We start from the raw sequence: 17149 nt of genomic DNA, 5'->3' as shown, positions 1-17149 counted from the left end.
ACTGTGCTTGAGATCAGCGGACTGACATGGGTCCTCACCATTGCCCTGATCCTGGTGTTGCTCGCGGTCGATCTGGTGCTGGCAACCGTGCGGCCGCATCGGGTCGGGTTCCGTGAAGCGAGCCTGTGGTCGGTGTTCTACGTCCTGGTCGCGATCGCCTTCGGCGTGTGGTTCGCCGCCGTGTACGGCGGTGGAGCCGGTGCGGAGTACTTCGCCGGTTACATCGTGGAGAAGAGCCTGTCGGTGGACAATCTCTTCGTCTTCGTCATCATCATGACCACGTTCGCGGTGCCGGAGGAGCACCAGCACAGGGTGCTCACGTTCGGCATCGTGCTCGCACTGGTGATGCGCGGGATCTTCATCGCACTCGGCGCCACGTTGCTCGCGCTGTTCTCGTTCATGTTCCTGTTGTTCGGCCTGCTGCTGATCTACACGGCGGTGCAGTTGTTCCGGCACCGCAACGAGGATCCGGACATCGAGAACAACATCATCGTGAACACGGCACGCCGGGTCGTGCCGGTCACTGACGAATACGTCGGCAGCAAGATCTTCACCCGCGTCGACGGGCGCAGGCTGGCCACGCCGCTGTTCGTCGTGCTGGTGGCGATCGGCGGCGTGGATCTGCTGTTCGCGCTCGACTCCATTCCCGCGGTGTTCGGCGTGACCGAGGAGCCTTACATCGTCTTCGCCGCAAACGCTTTCGCCCTTCTTGGCCTGCGGGCGTTGTTCTTCCTTGTGAAAGGCCTGCTCGACCGGCTGGTGTACCTCTCGGCCGGGCTTTCGGTGATCCTGGCGTTCATCGGCGTGAAACTGATCCTGCACTGGGCGCATGTGGACATCGACGAGCGGGTGCCGGAAGTCTCGACGCCGGTCAGCCTCGGCGTGATCATCGGAATCCTGGTGATCGTGACCGTGGCCAGCCTGATCAAAACCAGGCGTGACCCATCGGCCAAAGCCCACCCAGGCTCACTCCGGGCGAACCGGCCGGAGAAATAGCTGGGCCTGTTCTTCGAGCAACGCGGACGCCATCAGTTCCCCATCGACCGGGCCATAGCGATCGAGGGCTGCCCGGTGCAGTTCGGCGATGACGGACGTGAGCGGGTGAGGTGTGCGGGCTTGACTGGCGGTTCGTTCGATCGAGTCCAACTCTTCGACGCACCGGTCAAGCCCGAAGTCGCGAAGGTAGTCACCCTGTAGCAACGCGGGCAGGTGGTGTTGCACGTAGGCACTGTCACCGGCGCTGCCTCGGAGAAGGTGCCGCATCCGATCCGGGGACTGCCCGTGACGTTGCGCGAGTAGCAAAACCTCGGTTGTCAGGGTTGCGTGTCCGAACCACAGAAGGTTGATCAACAGTTTGGTCAGGTAGCCCATTCCGGACGCACCCGCGTGGTGGACCGCCTTGGCGAACGAGGTCAGGACCGGGGTATTCGCCTCCAGCACGGCCGGATCTCCGCCCACGTACAGGGTGACCGTGCCTTCTTGCATTGCCGCTACGCCACCGCCAATCGGAGCGTCCAGGTATGCGACTCCGTTCTCCCTGGCTGCTCGGGCGCACTCCTCGCCGAGTTCCAGCGAGGCGCTCGTCAGGTCGATCCAGACGCTGCCTTCGTCCATATGCGACAGAAGGTCTCCGGCAAGGTCGTGCAGCTCCTGGTTTCCGGGCATTACCGTGAAGACGACCTTGGCCGTGACCTTTGTGGCGTCCGGCGCCCACTGAGCACCTGATTCTTCAACCAGAGCACGACATTCGGGACGAATGTCCGTCGCGACCACGTCGTGACCGGCCGCGACCAGACGCGCCACCAGCGGAGCACCGATCCTGCCGACACCCACCACCCCGACCGACGCCATTCGTGCCCTCCTCTGATGAAATCCGTCGCTCATGCCACAGCATGCGTCATAGGGTTGCCGAATGGATCTGAGCGCCCTTGCCGTCCCCCATACCCTCGCCCACCTCAAGCCGCTGCTCCCGGCGCTTCCGGCACGCATCCTCGAAGCTGGCTGCGGTCGCGGCGCATTGGCCGCTGCCCTTGCCGACCTGGGCTACGAAGTCACTGGGGTGGACCGCAACGCTGAGATGGTCGCCGCGGCCAGCGAACGCGGCGTGTCCGCCATCCACGCCGACGTCAACGACATCTCCGGCGAGTACGACGTCGTGCTGTTCACCCGATCTCTGCACCACGCCGAGGACCTGGATGCCACGCTGGCCCACGCAGCCACCCTGCTTGCCCCGAATGGACAGATCATCATCGAGGAATTCGCGTGGGAGCGCGTGGATGAGGCAGCCGCCGACTTCGTCTACGACAATCGTGCCCTGCTGGTCGCGGCTGGCCTGCTCGACGCCGAAACCCCCGCCCGTGACCTGCTCGACGCATGGATCGAAGGCCACAACCACCTCCACCGCGGCTCAACCATGATCGACGCCCTCAACCGCGTCGGCTCGGATTTGACCACGGTGGCCACAGCTATGTTGTGGCGCTTGGTTGACGGCCGCGGTGGCACCTGGAACGTGCCAGCGGGGGCTTCCGGCGTCCTCGATGCCATCCGGCGGTTTGAGGAACGTCGCATCGCCGCCGGGACACTGCCTTCGGTTGGCCTCTACGCGTCCGCCCGCCGATGAAGCATTTCGGAATCCTCGCGCACAGCGTCGAAGGGGCGGCGTTGTGCCTGCGCACGTTCGCCAACGAAGGCGCCCGCGAACTCGGCGCGCACCAGCACCCGGACGTCACGCTCGACTGCATCGCGATGGGCCACAGCATGCCGGCGTGGGACGCCGAAGACTATTCGCCGATCCGCGCGACGCTGGCGATCAGCGTGCGCAGGCTGGCTGCTGCCGGGGCGGACTTCTTCGCCTGCCCCGACAACACCGCACATCTCGCGCTCGAAGCCCCCGGCGAGGGCTTCGAACTGCCCGGTCTGCACATCGCCGAGGTCGTTGCCGAACGAGCCGCACTCGACGGCAGGCGCCGAGTTGGAGTGCTGGCAACGAAATACACCATGGACAGCACGCTCTACCCGCGCGCCCTTGGGGCGCACGGGATCCAGGCTGAGGTACCGCCCGAGGCAGAGCGGGATCGCGTCAACACCATCATCTTCGACGAATTGGTCAACGGGGTGTTCACCGATTCCGCGCGAGCGGAGTACGTTCGCGTGATCGAAGGGTTGCGTGACCGAGGATGCGACGCGGTCGCGCTGGTGTGTACCGAGATCCCGCTCCTTGTCACCCCCGATGTCTCGCCGTTGCCCACGTTGGACTCGACGCGGCTGCTGGCCAAAGCCGCCTTCGAGGTTTCCGTGGGCAGACGCGCACTTCCTACCTGGCGTGGCGGTCAACGTCCATAGCGGACATTTACCAGCGCAAGCCGATGTTCAACGGGTTGCTTCCACCGCTGACCACTGCCCGGAGGTGACCGGCAGGCACGTTGTGGCAGACCCAGGACTGCGGGGGCGCGGCGGCGTCGAAGCCCGTCGAGCAGACCGGCTGCATACCGTGGTCCACAGCCCAGCTGGCCCGGCCGGTTCCGTGCGCGTCGGCGTCGATGGACAACGTCCCGCCGGGGAAGATGTCAATCTCGATCTCGCAGATCGGTTCCTTCTTGCACGTCCTGCCGGTGGGGACGGACCCCGACGCGGCCGGTGCCATTGCCAGCACGCTCGCCGCGATTACGCCGAGCACGGCTGCCCGCTTCATCGATCGAAGCACTTGGGTTCTTCCTCCTTGTTGACGCCCATCCCGCAGTTATGGGCTGCACACTTCCGCAAACCATGATCACGTAACGTGGTTTCAGAACGGCAACAGCGCGGCTTCAGCGGTTGAAGTCCCCAAGGCGCTACTTCATCGTCCTCCAGACCACCCTTCTTCGCCACAGCGTCCCGCCCACCGGGAACTTGTGTCCTTTGTGGAATGCACGTCAACTGGAACACGACAGATGGCGCAACTTGGAACGAATCGGTCACGTTGCGCACGATTCCACTGCCGAGGAGCAGTTTCTAAGGGGGAAGATGGATGTTGTCGGCTCGCGCCTTCGCGCGCTCTCTGATCACCACAGCGGCTGTCGTAATGGCTGTGGTGTTGGTGCCTGGAGTGGCCCACGCGAAACCACCGTCCAACGACGACTTCGACAACTCGACGGCGATCACGGCCTTGCCGTACACCGTGCAGCAGGACACAAGCGAAGCGAGCAAGGCGCCCGACGATCCCTATGGGTGCGATGGCTACAACCATGACAACAGCGTCTGGTTCAGCTACACAGCGGCCGAGAGCGGGTTGTTGCGCGCGACAGCCGGAGTGACGTACCACTTCATGGTCAGCGGGTTCCGCGGTTCAGTCGGCGGCCAGTTGTCGTTCGCGGTGAACACAATCGCACCGGCGGCGAACGACAACTTCGCTGCCGCCGAACGCATCACCGCGCGGCCGTTCACACAGAACCCTGACCTGACAACGGCTTCGGTCGAGGCTGACGAGCACCAGCCGTCGGTCTGGTATTCGTACACCACGTCTGGACAGGCGAGGTCGCTGACCGCACGGATCGAAGGCGACAGCTTGCACTCCGTTGTCGCCGTGTACACAAGGAACTCGCTGCCGGAGTTGCGTGAGACGACCTGCCATCGGCCCCAAGGCGACGGTCCCGCTGTGTTCCGCGCGAATCCCGATACCACCTACTACTTCCGGGTCGTTTCACGGCATGGCGATTCGGTGCGGTTCACCTTCGACGAAGCTCCTGCGCTGCAGCCGCAGATCTACACTTCGTCCGAGGCGACGATCTACGACAAAGTCAGATTCGAACCCACGTCGTGGCAGGCGATCGACCGGCCGTTGAGCGGCGAGTGGGACTTCGGCGATGGCACGACGGCGCCACGTACGACTGGAGCCGTCGAACACCGCTACACCGCTGACGGCGTCTACAAAGTCACGCTGCGCGCCGCGTCCCCTGACGGTCGCACCGGCACGGTGTCCCGCGAGATCACGGTGAAAACGCACGACGTGTCCATAGAGCGGTTCGAGGTTCCGGACAAAGCGCGTGCCGGCGTCAGCAAACAGATCAGGGTGCACGTGGCCAACACGCGGTACGCCGAGCGGGTAACAGTCAAGCTGCACAAGAACAGTGGGTCGTCGTGGACAGACGTTGGTGAACTCACCATCGAGGTGCCCGCACACCCCGACAACACCGTGCGGTTCCCCTTCTCCTACACGTTCACTCCGGAGGACGCTGTCGCGGGCAAGGTGACGTTCCGTGCCGTGGCCCAACTGACTTATCCGGTCCAGGACGCACTGCAACTGGACAACGAGGCGATCTCGTTAGCCACGAAAGTCCGGCCCATGGCCTGCTTTTGACGGGTTGTCAGCTGGCCGATGCCGCTGCGAACATCGTCCGGACAGCTGAATATTCCTCCCCCTGCAGGAGGTTGGAGCGTGAACCGACCACGTTTCTCGCTTGTGGCCAGCGTGCTCGTCGCCGTGGCCACAACAACGATGCCCGTGGCCCAAGCCCAGTCGCAGCCTGAAACATCAGCCGAGTACCGCGTCGAGAACGTCAGGACTCTGGCGCAGCGTAACCAGATCGCCCGCACCGGTGCCGCCGTCAACGGAGCCGAGCACGGCGGGTTGAACATCACCGCGACCACGAGCGAGGTCCGTCACATCCAGGCCCTCGGTTATCAAGTGCAGCAACAGGATCTGCTCGATCCACACGGCTCGCACGACGCGGCCCCGCCGGACTTCCCGCCTGCCGACTCCGGCTACCACAACTACGCGGAGATGACCGCGGAGATCAACAAGGCGCTGGCCGACCACCCGACTTTGATCAGCAAACGGGTGATCGGGCAGTCGTATCAAGGCCGGGAGATCTGGGCGGTGAAGATCTCCGACAACGTCGCGACCGACGAGGCCGAGCCGGAGGTGTTGTTCACCCACCATCAGCACGCCCGTGAGCATCTGACGGTCGAGATGGCGTTGTACCTCATCAACTTGTTCACCGACAGCTACGCCAGCGACAGCCGCATCCGTGGCCTTGTCGACAGCCGGGAAATCTGGCTGGTCCCGGACGTCAACCCGGATGGTGGCGAGTACGACATCGCCACTGGCTCGTATCGCAGTTGGCGTAAGAACCGTCAACCGAACACGGGCTCGTCAGCCATCGGTACCGACACCAACCGCAACTGGGCCTACCAGTGGGGTTGCTGCGGCGGCTCTTCAGGCAGTCCGAGCAGCGAGACATACCGTGGCGCCGCGGCGGAATCCGCTCCCGAGGTACGGACCGTGGCCAACTTCGTTCGTAGCCGGGTGGTCGGCGGACGCCAGCAGATCACCACCGCGATCGACTTCCACACCTATGGCGAACTGATCATGTGGCCGTACGGCTACACCACCGCCAACACCGCACCTGGCATGACGCAGGCCGAGTACGACACGCACGCAAGGCTTGGCCAGCAAATGGCGCAGACAAACGGTTACACGCCACAGCAAGCCTCGGACCTGTACATCACCGATGGCGGGATCCGTGACTACCTGTGGGGTTCGCAGCGGATCTACTCGTACACCTTCGAGATGTACCCGACCAGCGGCAACCCGGGCTTCTACCCTCCAGACGAGGTGATCACGCGGGAGACCACCCGCAACCGTGCGGCCGTGCTGCACCTTCTGGATCACTCCGACTGCCCGAAGCGGGTGATCGGCCAGACCTGCTAACAGTCGGACGGAGTGGGCGGGGCCAACGGATCCAAGGAGATCGCGCGCAGTACCAGCTTGGTCACCAGTGGATCGGCGGGCAGTTGGGAATGCGTGGTCTGGGCAGCCGGGCAGATCGACTGCAGGGACACGTTGACAGCGCCGTCCACTCTGGCCGACTCCGGCGGAATGACGGTTTGGTCCAGTTCGGTCCAGATCGACATCCACGGCACTGGCACGGGCTGCTGGGCGAACGACTGCAACAGCGAGCTACCGGCCGCGAGTTGCTGGCACGCGACAGGGCACGCGTCCGGCGCGAGCGCGCTGCCGCCGGTCGCGAGGCGCGTTCCGTGTAGCGGCGATCCGAGCGTCACCACACGCCGTGCTTGGGGTTCCGAGCGTGCCGCCCATAGCCGCGCGACCACGCCGCCAGCGGAGTATCCGATCAGGTCCACGGACGGCGTGCCACGTTCGTACGCGGCCTCGACCTCGCGTTCGAGCACGGAAACCTGTTCTCGCAGGTCACCCGTTCCATCTCCGGGCAACGTCAGCACAACGGCTTCGCGCCCGGTCGACCGGATCAGGCCAGCGAGCGCCTGCAACGAGCCCTGGTTGCCGCCGTAGCCGGGAATCAGCAGCACTGTGCCCAGTTTCGAGCGGTCGGTGCCAGCTCGACGATCGAGCAGCCGTGGGATCGCGATCCAGCAGGCGAGCAGAACAAGGAGTACGGCCGAACTGGCCAGCAGGCGCCGCCGCCGACTGCTCAACCCGAGCCACCACTGCTTCGCGTTCACACTCACATCATGTCGAGCGTGGATCGTAAGAGGGGTGGGACTGCCGAAACATGGACGCTGGCTGGTGGTCGCGGCGTTGACAGCGCTCGGGGTCGCGGTCCCGTTCGTCCGCGACACCCTGCCCGCGAGCACGGGCGAGCTGGATCCGCAGCGATTGCGGGACCTGGTGATGCGCTCAGCGAATGTGCCGCACCAGGGTTTCGCCGAGAGCAGCGGCCGGTTGCCCATCCCTGAACTGCCCAAACTCGCCAGCGTCACGTCTCTGCTGACTGGCACGACCCGGATCCGCACCTGGTACGCCGCTCCTTCCCGCGAACGGTTCGACGTGGTGACCGCGACCGGCGAAACGGACGTGTACCGGACGGCTGATGGCGAGCTGACGTACAACTCCGGCGACAACCGGGCGACCGAGTTGTTCGGCGAGGTGCCGGTCCGCTTGCCGAGAGCAGGCGATCTTCTGCCACCCGAGCTGGCTCGCAGGATCCTCAGCGCGGCACCGGGAGACGCGATCAGCAGCATCCCGTCCCAGCGAGTCGCCGGAATCTCCGCAGCGGGCCTGCGGCTAACCCCCACCGACCCGGACACGACCATCGGGCATGTGGATATCTGGGCCGATCCGACCAGTGGCCTGCCGTTACGCGTGGAGCTGACCGCCAAGAACGCGGCCGAGCCGATGCTGATCACCCAGTTCCGTGAAGTCAGCCTGACGCCTCCGGCCGACGAGGTGCTCCGGCCCAATTTGGCGCCTGACGTCGGCACCGGCAGCGTCGACTCGTCCGACATCGAAGCGGCGCTTGGGCGGTTCGGCGTGGTCCGGCCGCCTGCCCGGCTCGCCGGCCGTGAGCTGCGCATGACCGACCTCGCCGGGATCGCTGTCGTGTACGGAACGGGCTTGTCGTCTTTCGTTGTCCTGCAGCTGCCGCGTGACGTCGCGAACTCGGCGTTGAACGCGGCGAGCAATGCGGGCGCGCGGACCGTCGGCACCGGGGTTCACCTCGAAATACCTCCGCTGTCGCTTGCTGTGGTCCGGTCAACCACGGGACGGCGGGCGTACCTGCTCGCTGGTCTGGTTTCTCCGAAGGTGCTTGAGCAGGCAGGAGCCGAGTTGGCGACGTTACGGCGGGGCCCGCAGTGATCACCACGAAGGCGCTGACCAAGCGCTTCGGGTCGATCGTCGCGGTCAATTCGGTCGACCTGGACGTCCAGGACGGCGACCGATACGGCTTTCTCGGGCCGAACGGGTCAGGCAAGACGACCTTGGTACGCATGCTGCTCGGGCTGGTCTACCCGACCAGCGGCGAAATCTCCGTACTCGGCTCGAAAACCCCAGCGCACGTGCTGCCGCAGATCGGCTCGATGATCGAGGGGCCTGCCGCGTATCCGCACCTGTCCGGCCGCCGCAACCTCACGCTGCTGGACCGGGCCGGTTCTGGCGGAGCCCGCCGGACCCGGAAAGCCCGGATCGAGGAAGTCCTTGAGCAGGTCGGGCTGGCTTCGGTGGATGCACGGCCGGTGAAGACGTACTCGCTCGGCATGCGCCAGCGGCTCGGTCTTGCCGCCGCGCTGTTGCGTCAACCTCGGCTCCTCATCCTTGACGAGCCGACCAACGGCCTTGACCCGCAAGGGATCCGTGAGATCCGCGAGCTGCTGACCGCGCTGAACGAATCGGGCACAACGGTTTTCCTGTCAAGTCACCTGCTGTCCGAAGTGGAACAGCTGTGCACCAAGGTCGGCGTGGTCGATCATGGCAAACTGGTGCTACAGGAGGAGTTGGCCGCACTGCGGGCACCGACCGGACGGGTCGTGGTGGAAAGCCCGGACGCGGACAAGATCGCCGGAATGCTGAACGGACAGCTGGACGACCGCGACGGACCGCGGCTGTTCATCCGGCACGCCGACTCGGCCGAGCTCAACGCATGGCTCGTCGGCAGCGGCGTGCGGGTGTCATCGATCACCGCCGAACGCCCGTCACTCGAGCAGGTCGTGCTCGCCGCGACCGGCCCCGGCGCCGACCGAGTCGACGGGACCGCGTGATGATCACAGTCGAGTTGCACAAGCTGATCCTGCGGCCGAGGGTCTGGCTCAGCGTCGCGTTGCTCTGCGGCTTGCCCGCGATCGTGGCTGTTTTCCTTGCTACCACAGACATCGCGCCACCACCGGGGCAGGGTTCCGCGTTCCTGTCGGCTGTGTTGACGAATGGTTCGCTGTATCCCGCGGCCGCGTTGGCTCTGGTGCTGCCCGTGTTCCTGCCGCTTGCGGTCGCGGTCATCGCTGGCGACTCGATCGCTGGCGAGGCGTCCACGGGAACGTTGCGATACTTGCTCGTCCGGCCTGTTGGACGGACGAAGTTGTTGCTGGCCAAGCTGATCGCGTTGGCAGCTTTCGTGCTCGGCGCTGTGGTGCTGGTTGTGCTGAGTTCGTACCTGATCGGAACCAGTTTGTTCGGCACGGGTGCGGAGGCCATCGGCGGGCAAACGGGCGCCGCGGTGACTTCGCTGTCCGGCGCCTCACTTGAGCCGGTCGATGTCGCGCTGCGGATGGCTGGCGCGGTCGGCTACATCGTGCTGTCGATGCTGGGTTTCGGTTCCATCGCGCTTTTTCTGTCCACGCTTACCTCTTCGGCGCTTGGCGCGGCGCTGGGTGCGCTGGCGGTTCTGGTGACCAGTTCGGTCCTTGAGGCCCTCGAAGCGGCTACCGTGATCAAGCCCTACCTGCCGACACACTACTGGCTGTCCTGGATCGACTTCTTCCGTGACCCGATTCTGTGGCGGAACATCGAAAGCGGCGTGACTCTCCAGCTGGTCTACATCGGACTGTTGTTCGCGGCGGCATGGGCGAACTTCGCCACCAAGGACATCACAAGCTAGGGCTTACGCGCGACCGCGCCCATCACCAGACGTTGCATCGCGCCGAGCGGACCGGTCCTCGGGGCGTCCGGGCGCCAGTCGCCGACCGGGACCAGGCCAGGTTCCAGCAGGTCAAGGCCGGGCAGCAGGTCACGGATCCGCTCAGCGCTCCGGGGCCAGCCAGTGCCGACACCGGCCCGGTAGACCTCGCTGACCTTGGCCATCGTGTCCGCGAGTTCGTGGCCTTCGCCGGGGTCGAGGAAATGGATCAGCACGACGTGCGAACCCGGCGCGAGGGCGTCGACGTATCGCTGCATCGTCAGCCAAGGGTCGTCGTGGTCGGGCACGTGATGCAGCGAAAGAACCTGAAGGAGACCGAGTGGCTTGGTGAAATCCAGATACTTCGTGACGATCGGGTCGGAAAGCACCCGGTAGGCATGGCTGAGGTTCACTTCCGACACGTGCGCCCGATCGTTGTCGTCCAACAACCGCCTCGCATGCGTCAACGCGAATTGGTCAACGGATACGTAGACAACAACACATTCCGGGTTGACCAGGTGCGCCACCCGATGAGTGTCATCAACAAGAGGAAGCGCGAGCCCGCAGTCCAGCAACTGCGTCAACCCGGCCTCGCCGACCAGATAACGGACCGCACGCGACAAGAAAGCCCTGGTTTCCCGCGCGGCAAGAGGAAAGTCCGGATCGATGGCAACCAAACGATCACGAACCGCCTTGTCGGCGGCATAGTGGTCCGTGCCGCCGAGCATCGCGTCGTGCACGCGGGTGATGCTCGCCTGGTACGTGTTCATGGCGAGACCGAACCTACGTGATCTCCGCCGAATACACCCAGCATGAATCGGTGAGCGGTCGGAAGTCTGCCCATCTACGCCATTCGGACTTACCCACTTTGCCCCTTGCGCGCTTTTGCGCGGGGCTGATCAGGGTCTTAGGTTCGCGATGACATAGGAGCCGAACTCGAAGGGGATCAAGATGACCGATTCAGAATTGTCCGACCTGCGCCGCAGAGCGAACGAAGGTGACAAAGACGCGGCCGACGAGCTGATCGAACTTGCCGGAGAACGCCAAGACCTCGACGAACTCCGCCAACTCGCCGCCGCTGGCCACAGCGACGCGGTGGACCAGTTGATCCAAGTGGCCACAGAACTAGAGGACCTCGACGAGCTGCGGCGGCTAGCCGCGGCGGGCCACAGCGACGCAGCAGACCAACTCATCGAACTCGCCACCGAACGCCAAGACCTCGACGAACTCCGCCAACTCGCCGCGGCAGGCCACAGCGACGCAGCGGACCAACTCATCGAACTCGCCACCGAACGCCACGACCTCGACGAACTCCGCCGCCTTGCCGCCGCAGGAAACCGCACCGCCGCCGAACAACTCGAAGAACTCACCGCCGAGTGACCCGGACAAGATCTTTGACCCACCGGCGTGGCAGGGCCATCGGCATTAGGGCGTGTTTCGAATGTCCCGGTCGATGAGAGGCAGGATCGGGGTGGTTCCTGGCGACGCCGCGGTGACGCCGCGAATACTGGTTGTCTTTGGGCGTTGCCGCGGTGGCGTCAGGGGCCGCATCCGGCCTGGCTATCGCGATCGGGCATTTGAAACACGCCCTAGACGCGCGAAGGCCTCCCCTGACGCGTCAGATGCCAATGCCAGGAACTTAAAGTTCGGAGTTTAGTCGAGACTGAGACAGGTTCGGTCCGTTGACCTGCGAGTATCTGTAGTTGGCACGGGTAGGTCGACGCTGGGGACCGGCTGCCGTGGCACGGGCGCGGCGTTGGAGGGTGTGAGGGCCGAGTTGAGCGCGTTGAGTGCAGTCAAGGTGGCCTTCGCGGCATCGCATTCCGTGATAGATGGGGCTACTGTGACGCAGGTGACTGAAGAGGCGACTCTTTGTCCATAGTGGACCCTGAAATGCTCGAAAGCAGCCCACGTGGACTTGGTTAAGTTCCTGGCATTGGCGTCGGATGCCGCGAAGGTGAGAAGACCTTCACGGCATCCAACCCGGTCACACGAACAAGCGGCTTCGCTTTTCGCCGCCGCCATCGCGACGATTCTGGTTTCGGCCGCGGTCGTCGTCATCGTCGTCGTCATACTCGGAGTACTCGGACACTGGCTGCCGCATCCGGCGCTTGCGGCCGGTGGCCATCCACAGCAGGAAAATCGCGACTCCTACCAGCAGGGGCAGCAGGGTGACCGCGATGATCAGACCCGTGCCTTCGGAGTCCGAGTTCATTGTCAGGCCGGTCGCGTCGGCCAGCTTCTCGTAGTCGACGTTGTTGGTGCTTTCCAGGATCGTCATGTGCTTCATCACGACCGTGTTCGCGGTTGTCGCGTAGTCGCGGATCACCGGATCCTGCGTCTCCGCTCGAACCTGCGCGATCAGCGGGAAGATCATGCCGTGCGCGGCACGCAAGCGCATCGCCCAGACCTTCTCGAACTCCGCCCCCGTCGCCGAGGCCATCTCGGTGAGCCAGCTCTTCTGCGAGTCGTTCGGCACCTGCGGCAACGGGTGTCCGTACTGCGCCGCGAGCTGGTTGGTCACGTCGTCGAGCATCGTGTGATCGCTCACCAGCGTGCGGCCGACTTCTTGCACCCTGGGGTCGGCCGAGCGGTCCTGCGCCATCTGGCCGGACGGGATCTCCCAGAGCCCGGCCAGCTTGACCTTGGTGAGCAGTTCCGCGTCGAGCGGGCTGAGCGGTGGGTTGCCCTGTTGTGCGGACGCGACCGTCTGACCAGCTGTGAACAGCGTGACCAACACCAAAAACAACGACGCGAGTGACCGTTTCACCGCACCCTCTCCCTGCCGCTCCAAGCCTCGCTGACTCCATTGTGGACATCCGCATGGCGTACTGGGTCCCTGCCAGACCTGGTTCATGTGTTCACCGGAGGATACGAGCCAGCTGGCCGACGGGTTCAACCGCGGCCAGACCAAGATCACGAACACCCAGCGTGATATCGGCATCACTGGAACCCGTTGGACAGCGGTAACCAGCGGCTACGATCAGCTTTCGGCCCAGCCGTGGATCAGATGACCGCCGACAGTCCTTGGCGCACAGCGTCAAGCAATCGACACGCACAAGCCGGACGACCTTGCAGCGATCACCACCTGGCGACATCGTTGCCAGGCGAGGCAGGCCGAGCCCTGCGGGAGAGCCCGCACGGACAACCGTACCCAACCGGGACAATTCGGTGAATTGCTCACTCCAACATCGGTATCCAGGGTAATCCCTCCCTGATTCACTCGATCGTGTGATCACTCTCTGCAGAGCAGTCGTCCTCGCCCTCGTCGGACTGGTCTTCGCCTCCGGTGTCGCCACAGCAAAGCCAGACCGCTACGACCACTGGGCGCGAACAAGCGGAACGGTCCTCGCCAGCTGGTACAACCCCCAGACCGGCCTATACAACACAACAAACTGGTGGAACGCGGCCAACGCGTTCAACGCCGAAATCGACCTTTCCCGCCAGCAGCGACTCGACATAGGCGCCCGGCACGCCGCAATCACCTACGAACGCAACATCGAAGGCGGCTTCTTCAACAGCTACTACGACGACGAAGGATGGTGGGCACTAGCTTGGATCAACGCATACGACCTGACCAAAGACAACAGATACCTAACCGTCGCCCGCTCAGTCTTCGGCGACATGACAACCGGCTGGGACGAAGTCTGCGGCGGCGGAATCTGGTGGAGCAAAGAACGAACGTACAAGAACGCGATTCCCAACGAGCTTTTCATCTCAGTCGCGGCACGACTCGCCGCCCGTACGAAGGGCACGGCCAGCAAGGAGTATCTGGACTGGGCGCGTAAAGGCTGGAAGTGGTTCGCGGCAAGCGGCATGATCAACTCAGCCGGTCTGGTGAACGACGGCCTTGACGACTCGTGCAAGAACAACGGCAGACCGACGTGGACGTACAACCAAGGCGTCATCCTCGGCGCGCTGACCGACCTCGCAGCATTGACCCGGGATCCCGAACTACTGCAGACAGCGCACCGGATCGCCAACGCCGCCATCACAACCATCGTGTATCCAAACGGGATTCTGCGTGAGCCTTGCGAACCCGCGATCTGTGGCGCGGATGGCCCGCAGTTCAAGGGTGTCTTCATGCGAAACTTGGGCTACCTCAACAAGTTCTCGCCACGCCCGCGGTATGCGGACTTCATCCGGCTCAACGCCACATCCATCTGGGAGCACAACAGGAACTCCGCCAACCAACTCGGCCTGGTCTGGACCGGCCCGTTCGACTCCGCTGACGCCGCAAGGCAGAGCTCTGCCCAGGACGCCCTGAATGCGGCTGCCGCCTTGTAAGGCACCTGATGGCGCGACGGGCCGGTGACGCTCGGGACACGCTTGTCTTGCCACCCTCAACCAGTGCCACCGCCCCCAATACGGGCCCTGCAGCAACGGCCTGCGGTGTCCACGACGACGCCTGCGGCGAAACCACAGGACCGGCCCAAGCCGCGCGATCACCGTGGCACGCCAGGCCGTCTTCCGGCGTCGAACGCGCAAGCCTTGGCCGCGTTCAAAACCGGGACGAAACCGCTCCAAGGCGCGCCAGCCGCGGCACAGGATCAAGTAGGCAACGGCGCCGTGGGGGCAGCGGCCAAACGTCAAGGGCCTGCCGCAGACCCGAAGTTCGCGTCGCTGAAGAAGGACGTGCAACGCAAGAAGCGCAACGTCGCACGTTCACACCCGCCTGCCCGAGCGGAGGCGGATTCGGCGCAGGGCGCGGCACGTCCGCCCAAGGACGACGAGGTGGCGCAGGGCAAGACCGCGAACTCCGAGAAGATGGAGAAGGCGGAGCCCAAGCAGTTCGACCAGGACGCGTTCATCGCGGCGGTCGAGCAGGCGATCAGGGACAACGCACCGAAAACCCTGGAGGACGCCGACAACTTCCCCGACTCGACCAAGCCACAGGAAGTCAAGAACGACGTCCAGCACCGGGTCGGCGAAGGCAAGCAGGACTCGGCCGAGCAGATCGCCACCACCACCGCGGCTCCCCCGGACACGTCGAAAGCGGAGATCAAAACCGTCGTCCCGATGACGCCGGACCGCCCGCCCGGCAGACCCGCGACGCCCAACCCAGCGAACGCCGTACCGGACAAACTCCCGGCGTCGGCGACCGACATGTCCGCCGGGCCTGCCCGAGTCAACCAGCAGATGGCGGACGCCCAGGTCACCGAGACCCAGCTGCAGAAGTCCAACGAACCCACGTTCAACAAGGCGTTGACGGAGAAGAAGACCGCCGAACAGCACTCAGACACGGCGCCCGGCCAACTCCGCAAGAGCGAAACCGCACAACTCCGCGAATCCACCGCCGCCGCCAAACAATTCGGCGCCGCAGCGATGGGCGCGATGAGCGCACAACGCGTGCGAACCGGGCAGAAAGTGGGCGGCGGCAAGAAGACCGCGAAGGAACGCGGAAGTACAAAGCGGACCTCTACGGCTCACCGATGTCGCCATGGGGCGCCTTCAAGTGGGTCAAGGACAAGCTGTTCGGCATGCCCGACGAAGCGAACGACATCGTCACGCGGGCAAGGGACAACTACGTCCGCAAGATGCGTGACGTGATCCGTGACGTCGCGACATTGATCGGCGCAGAACTCAACCGTTGTCTGGACCATCCAGCGCACCGGACTACCGGGGTTCACTGTTTTCGCATGGTGCATCGCTGGCCGTTGCGGTGGATGGTCGGGCTGACTGCGACCAGCACCCTTCCAGCGCAACGGAACAGGAGTGATGTTGTCCACAATCCTCAGGGTGATCGCGGTGTTCGCCGCCACCATCGCCGCCGTGGGTTCGCTCACGACGGCGGCGTCCGCGACACCCGGGTCAGGCATGTCCATCACCGTGATCTCGCAACAGAGCGTGGGTGAGACCAACTTCGTCGTCGCCGAGGTGACACTGCAACCCGGCGGCACAACCGGTTGGCATTACTACGATACCCCGGTCGTGCTTCAGGTGCTGTTCAGGCTGCCCAAGTGCGACCGCGGTTAGCTAGAACACAAGCAGCCCTTGGGAATGATCCCAAGGGCTGCTGCCTCAGGCCAAGTCGGCTTCGGTGGGCAACTCCGGTGGTGCCTGTAGATCGTGTGCACGGAACAAGACCGCGTGCTTGACCCCCATGGCCTTGCCGTTCATCGCGGCGAGGATCGGGATGAAGTCCTTGGGGGCGGGGTGGTTCGGCAGCGCGGCCAGATAGGCGGCGTGGGCCTCGAGCGAGGCGACCCCACGGCGCAGCGGTTCGCCGGTGACCTCGACACCGTGGGTCGCGCCGGACCCGGCGGCCTTGGGAATGATGAACCAGCGCACAGAGTGCGGTTCGAGGTCCTCTTCGTCGATCTGTTCCGGGAAGACCCACCGGTTGCCCGCGTCACGCAAGGCGTCGAGCGTCGCGAGCCCGACCGCGCGGTGGTCGGCCTGGTCGAACCCAAACGGTGTCTCGATGTCAAAACTCCCGCCGAGCACGACGTCAGGCTTGAACCGGCGGATCTCCCGGCAGATGTCCCGCCGCAGGTCCAGGCCGTAGACGAGCACACCGTCCGGATGTTCGAGAACAGTCAGATGCTTGACGCCAACGGCTTCGCAGGCGGCCTGCTGCTCGGCGACGCGCAAGCGTGCCGTCTCCTCTGGAGGGTTCGGCATGCCTGCCTCGCCGCGCGTGAGCAGGAGATAGCCGACTTCGATACCGCGCGCGGTCCAGCGAGCGATGGCCGCGGACGTGCCGTACTCCATGTCGTCGGGATGCGCGACGACACAGAGCACACGCTGAAAGGACTCCTCGGGAAGGACAGGCAATGTCATGTCCGCCATCTTTGCGCGTT

General features: G+C 64.6%; 18 protein-coding genes. 12 read left to right on the top strand and 6 right to left on the bottom strand.

Annotated elements, in window-relative coordinates; genetic code table 11:
• Nucleotides 1-3 precede the first annotated feature (3 nt).
• Nucleotides 4-996, top strand: a complete 993-nt coding sequence (locus tag LWC34_RS46175) for a TerC/Alx family metal homeostasis membrane protein (RefSeq protein ID WP_233731601.1) — start codon at nucleotides 4-6, stop codon at nucleotides 994-996.
• Here the strand turns inward: LWC34_RS46175 and LWC34_RS46170 are convergent.
• On the bottom strand, nucleotides 967-1884 hold the full coding sequence (locus tag LWC34_RS46170) for an NAD(P)-dependent oxidoreductase (protein WP_284051890.1): 918 nt from the start codon (nucleotides 1882-1884) through the stop codon (nucleotides 967-969). The two genes, LWC34_RS46175 and LWC34_RS46170, sit on opposite strands and share 30 nt — an antisense overlap.
• Nucleotides 1885-1912: 28 nt before the next feature.
• On the opposite strand from LWC34_RS46170, the gene LWC34_RS46165 reads away from it, so the two are divergent.
• Both LWC34_RS46165 and LWC34_RS46160 read left to right on the top strand, forming a co-directional pair.
• On the top strand, nucleotides 1913-2620 hold the full coding sequence (locus LWC34_RS46165) for a class I SAM-dependent methyltransferase (RefSeq protein ID WP_233731599.1): 708 nt from the start codon (nucleotides 1913-1915) through the stop codon (nucleotides 2618-2620).
• Complete coding sequence (locus tag LWC34_RS46160) at nucleotides 2617-3342, top strand: aspartate/glutamate racemase family protein (RefSeq protein WP_233731598.1); 726 nt, start codon at nucleotides 2617-2619, stop codon at nucleotides 3340-3342. The genes LWC34_RS46165 and LWC34_RS46160 overlap by 4 nt, the downstream gene beginning before the upstream one ends.
• 7 nt (nucleotides 3343-3349) lie before the next feature.
• On the opposite strand, the gene LWC34_RS46155 is transcribed toward LWC34_RS46160, so the two are convergent.
• On the bottom strand, nucleotides 3350-3703 hold the full coding sequence (locus LWC34_RS46155) for a hypothetical protein (RefSeq protein ID WP_233731597.1): 354 nt from the start codon (nucleotides 3701-3703) through the stop codon (nucleotides 3350-3352).
• 303 nt (nucleotides 3704-4006) lie between these two features.
• Between LWC34_RS46155 and LWC34_RS46150 the strand changes: the two genes are divergently transcribed.
• Nucleotides 4007-5335, top strand: a complete 1329-nt coding sequence (locus LWC34_RS46150; protein WP_233731596.1) for a PKD domain-containing protein — start codon at nucleotides 4007-4009, stop codon at nucleotides 5333-5335.
• Between the two features lie 138 nt (nucleotides 5336-5473).
• The gene (locus tag LWC34_RS46145; protein ID WP_235731103.1) at nucleotides 5474-6688 is read left to right on the top strand and encodes a M14 family metallopeptidase; all 1215 of its coding nucleotides are present in this window, start codon (nucleotides 5474-5476) and stop codon (nucleotides 6686-6688) included.
• Here the strand turns inward: LWC34_RS46145 and LWC34_RS46140 are convergent.
• Nucleotides 6685-7461: an alpha/beta fold hydrolase gene (locus LWC34_RS46140; RefSeq protein WP_233731595.1), complete on the bottom strand. Its 777-nt coding sequence runs from the start codon at nucleotides 7459-7461 to the stop codon at nucleotides 6685-6687. The two genes, LWC34_RS46145 and LWC34_RS46140, sit on opposite strands and share 4 nt — an antisense overlap.
• 34 nt (nucleotides 7462-7495) lie before the next feature.
• Between LWC34_RS46140 and LWC34_RS46135 the strand changes: the two genes are divergently transcribed.
• From LWC34_RS46135 to LWC34_RS46125, 3 genes are read left to right on the top strand one after another with little or no spacing between them, the layout of a single operon-like run.
• Nucleotides 7496-8596, top strand: coding sequence for a hypothetical protein (locus LWC34_RS46135; RefSeq protein WP_233731594.1), 1101 nt, complete (start codon nucleotides 7496-7498; stop codon nucleotides 8594-8596).
• A complete protein-coding gene (locus tag LWC34_RS46130; RefSeq protein ID WP_233731593.1) occupies nucleotides 8593-9495 on the top strand; it encodes an ABC transporter ATP-binding protein in 903 nt (300 codons plus the stop codon). Before LWC34_RS46135 ends, LWC34_RS46130 begins: the two co-directional genes overlap by 4 nt.
• Entirely contained in the window at nucleotides 9495-10328 is an 834-nt protein-coding gene (locus tag LWC34_RS46125; protein WP_233731592.1) for a DUF2705 family protein, read from the top strand. Before LWC34_RS46130 ends, LWC34_RS46125 begins: the two co-directional genes overlap by 1 nt.
• Here LWC34_RS46125 and LWC34_RS46120 read toward each other — a convergent pair.
• The gene (locus LWC34_RS46120; protein ID WP_233731591.1) at nucleotides 10325-11116 is read right to left on the bottom strand and encodes an SAM-dependent methyltransferase; all 792 of its coding nucleotides are present in this window, start codon (nucleotides 11114-11116) and stop codon (nucleotides 10325-10327) included. The genes LWC34_RS46125 and LWC34_RS46120 overlap by 4 nt on opposite strands.
• 181 nt (nucleotides 11117-11297) lie before the next feature.
• Here LWC34_RS46120 and LWC34_RS46115 point away from each other — a divergent pair, with 181 nt between their 5' ends.
• Nucleotides 11298-11726: a hypothetical protein gene (locus LWC34_RS46115; RefSeq protein ID WP_233731590.1), complete on the top strand. Its 429-nt coding sequence runs from the start codon at nucleotides 11298-11300 to the stop codon at nucleotides 11724-11726.
• A gap of 607 nt (nucleotides 11727-12333) precedes the next feature.
• On the opposite strand, the gene LWC34_RS46110 is transcribed toward LWC34_RS46115, so the two are convergent.
• A complete protein-coding gene (locus LWC34_RS46110) occupies nucleotides 12334-13116 on the bottom strand; it encodes a DUF4142 domain-containing protein (RefSeq protein ID WP_233731589.1) in 783 nt (260 codons plus the stop codon).
• A 461-nt stretch (nucleotides 13117-13577) separates the two neighbouring features.
• Between LWC34_RS46110 and LWC34_RS46105 the strand changes: the two genes are divergently transcribed.
• From LWC34_RS46105 to LWC34_RS46095, 3 genes are all read left to right on the top strand, one after another.
• The gene (locus LWC34_RS46105; protein ID WP_233731588.1) at nucleotides 13578-14633 is read left to right on the top strand and encodes a glycoside hydrolase family 76 protein; all 1056 of its coding nucleotides are present in this window, start codon (nucleotides 13578-13580) and stop codon (nucleotides 14631-14633) included.
• Nucleotides 14634-14696: 63 nt separating this feature from the next.
• Complete coding sequence (locus LWC34_RS46100; protein WP_233731587.1) at nucleotides 14697-15896, top strand: hypothetical protein; 1200 nt, start codon at nucleotides 14697-14699, stop codon at nucleotides 15894-15896.
• 189 nt (nucleotides 15897-16085) lie between these two features.
• The gene (locus LWC34_RS46095; protein WP_233731586.1) at nucleotides 16086-16322 is read left to right on the top strand and encodes a hypothetical protein; all 237 of its coding nucleotides are present in this window, start codon (nucleotides 16086-16088) and stop codon (nucleotides 16320-16322) included.
• Between the two features lie 45 nt (nucleotides 16323-16367).
• Here the strand turns inward: LWC34_RS46095 and LWC34_RS46090 are convergent, their stop codons facing one another.
• Nucleotides 16368-17138, bottom strand: a complete 771-nt coding sequence (locus tag LWC34_RS46090) for a PIG-L deacetylase family protein (RefSeq protein ID WP_372496784.1) — start codon at nucleotides 17136-17138, stop codon at nucleotides 16368-16370.
• Nucleotides 17139-17149: the final 11 nt, after the last annotated feature.

Origin of the sequence: Kibdelosporangium philippinense, assembly GCF_021390435.2 — a bacterium.
Classification (GTDB): domain Bacteria; phylum Actinomycetota; class Actinomycetes; order Mycobacteriales; family Pseudonocardiaceae; genus Kibdelosporangium; species Kibdelosporangium philippinense.
Note: the sequence above shows the minus strand (reverse complement) of the source record. Positions and strands in the feature narration are given on the sequence as shown.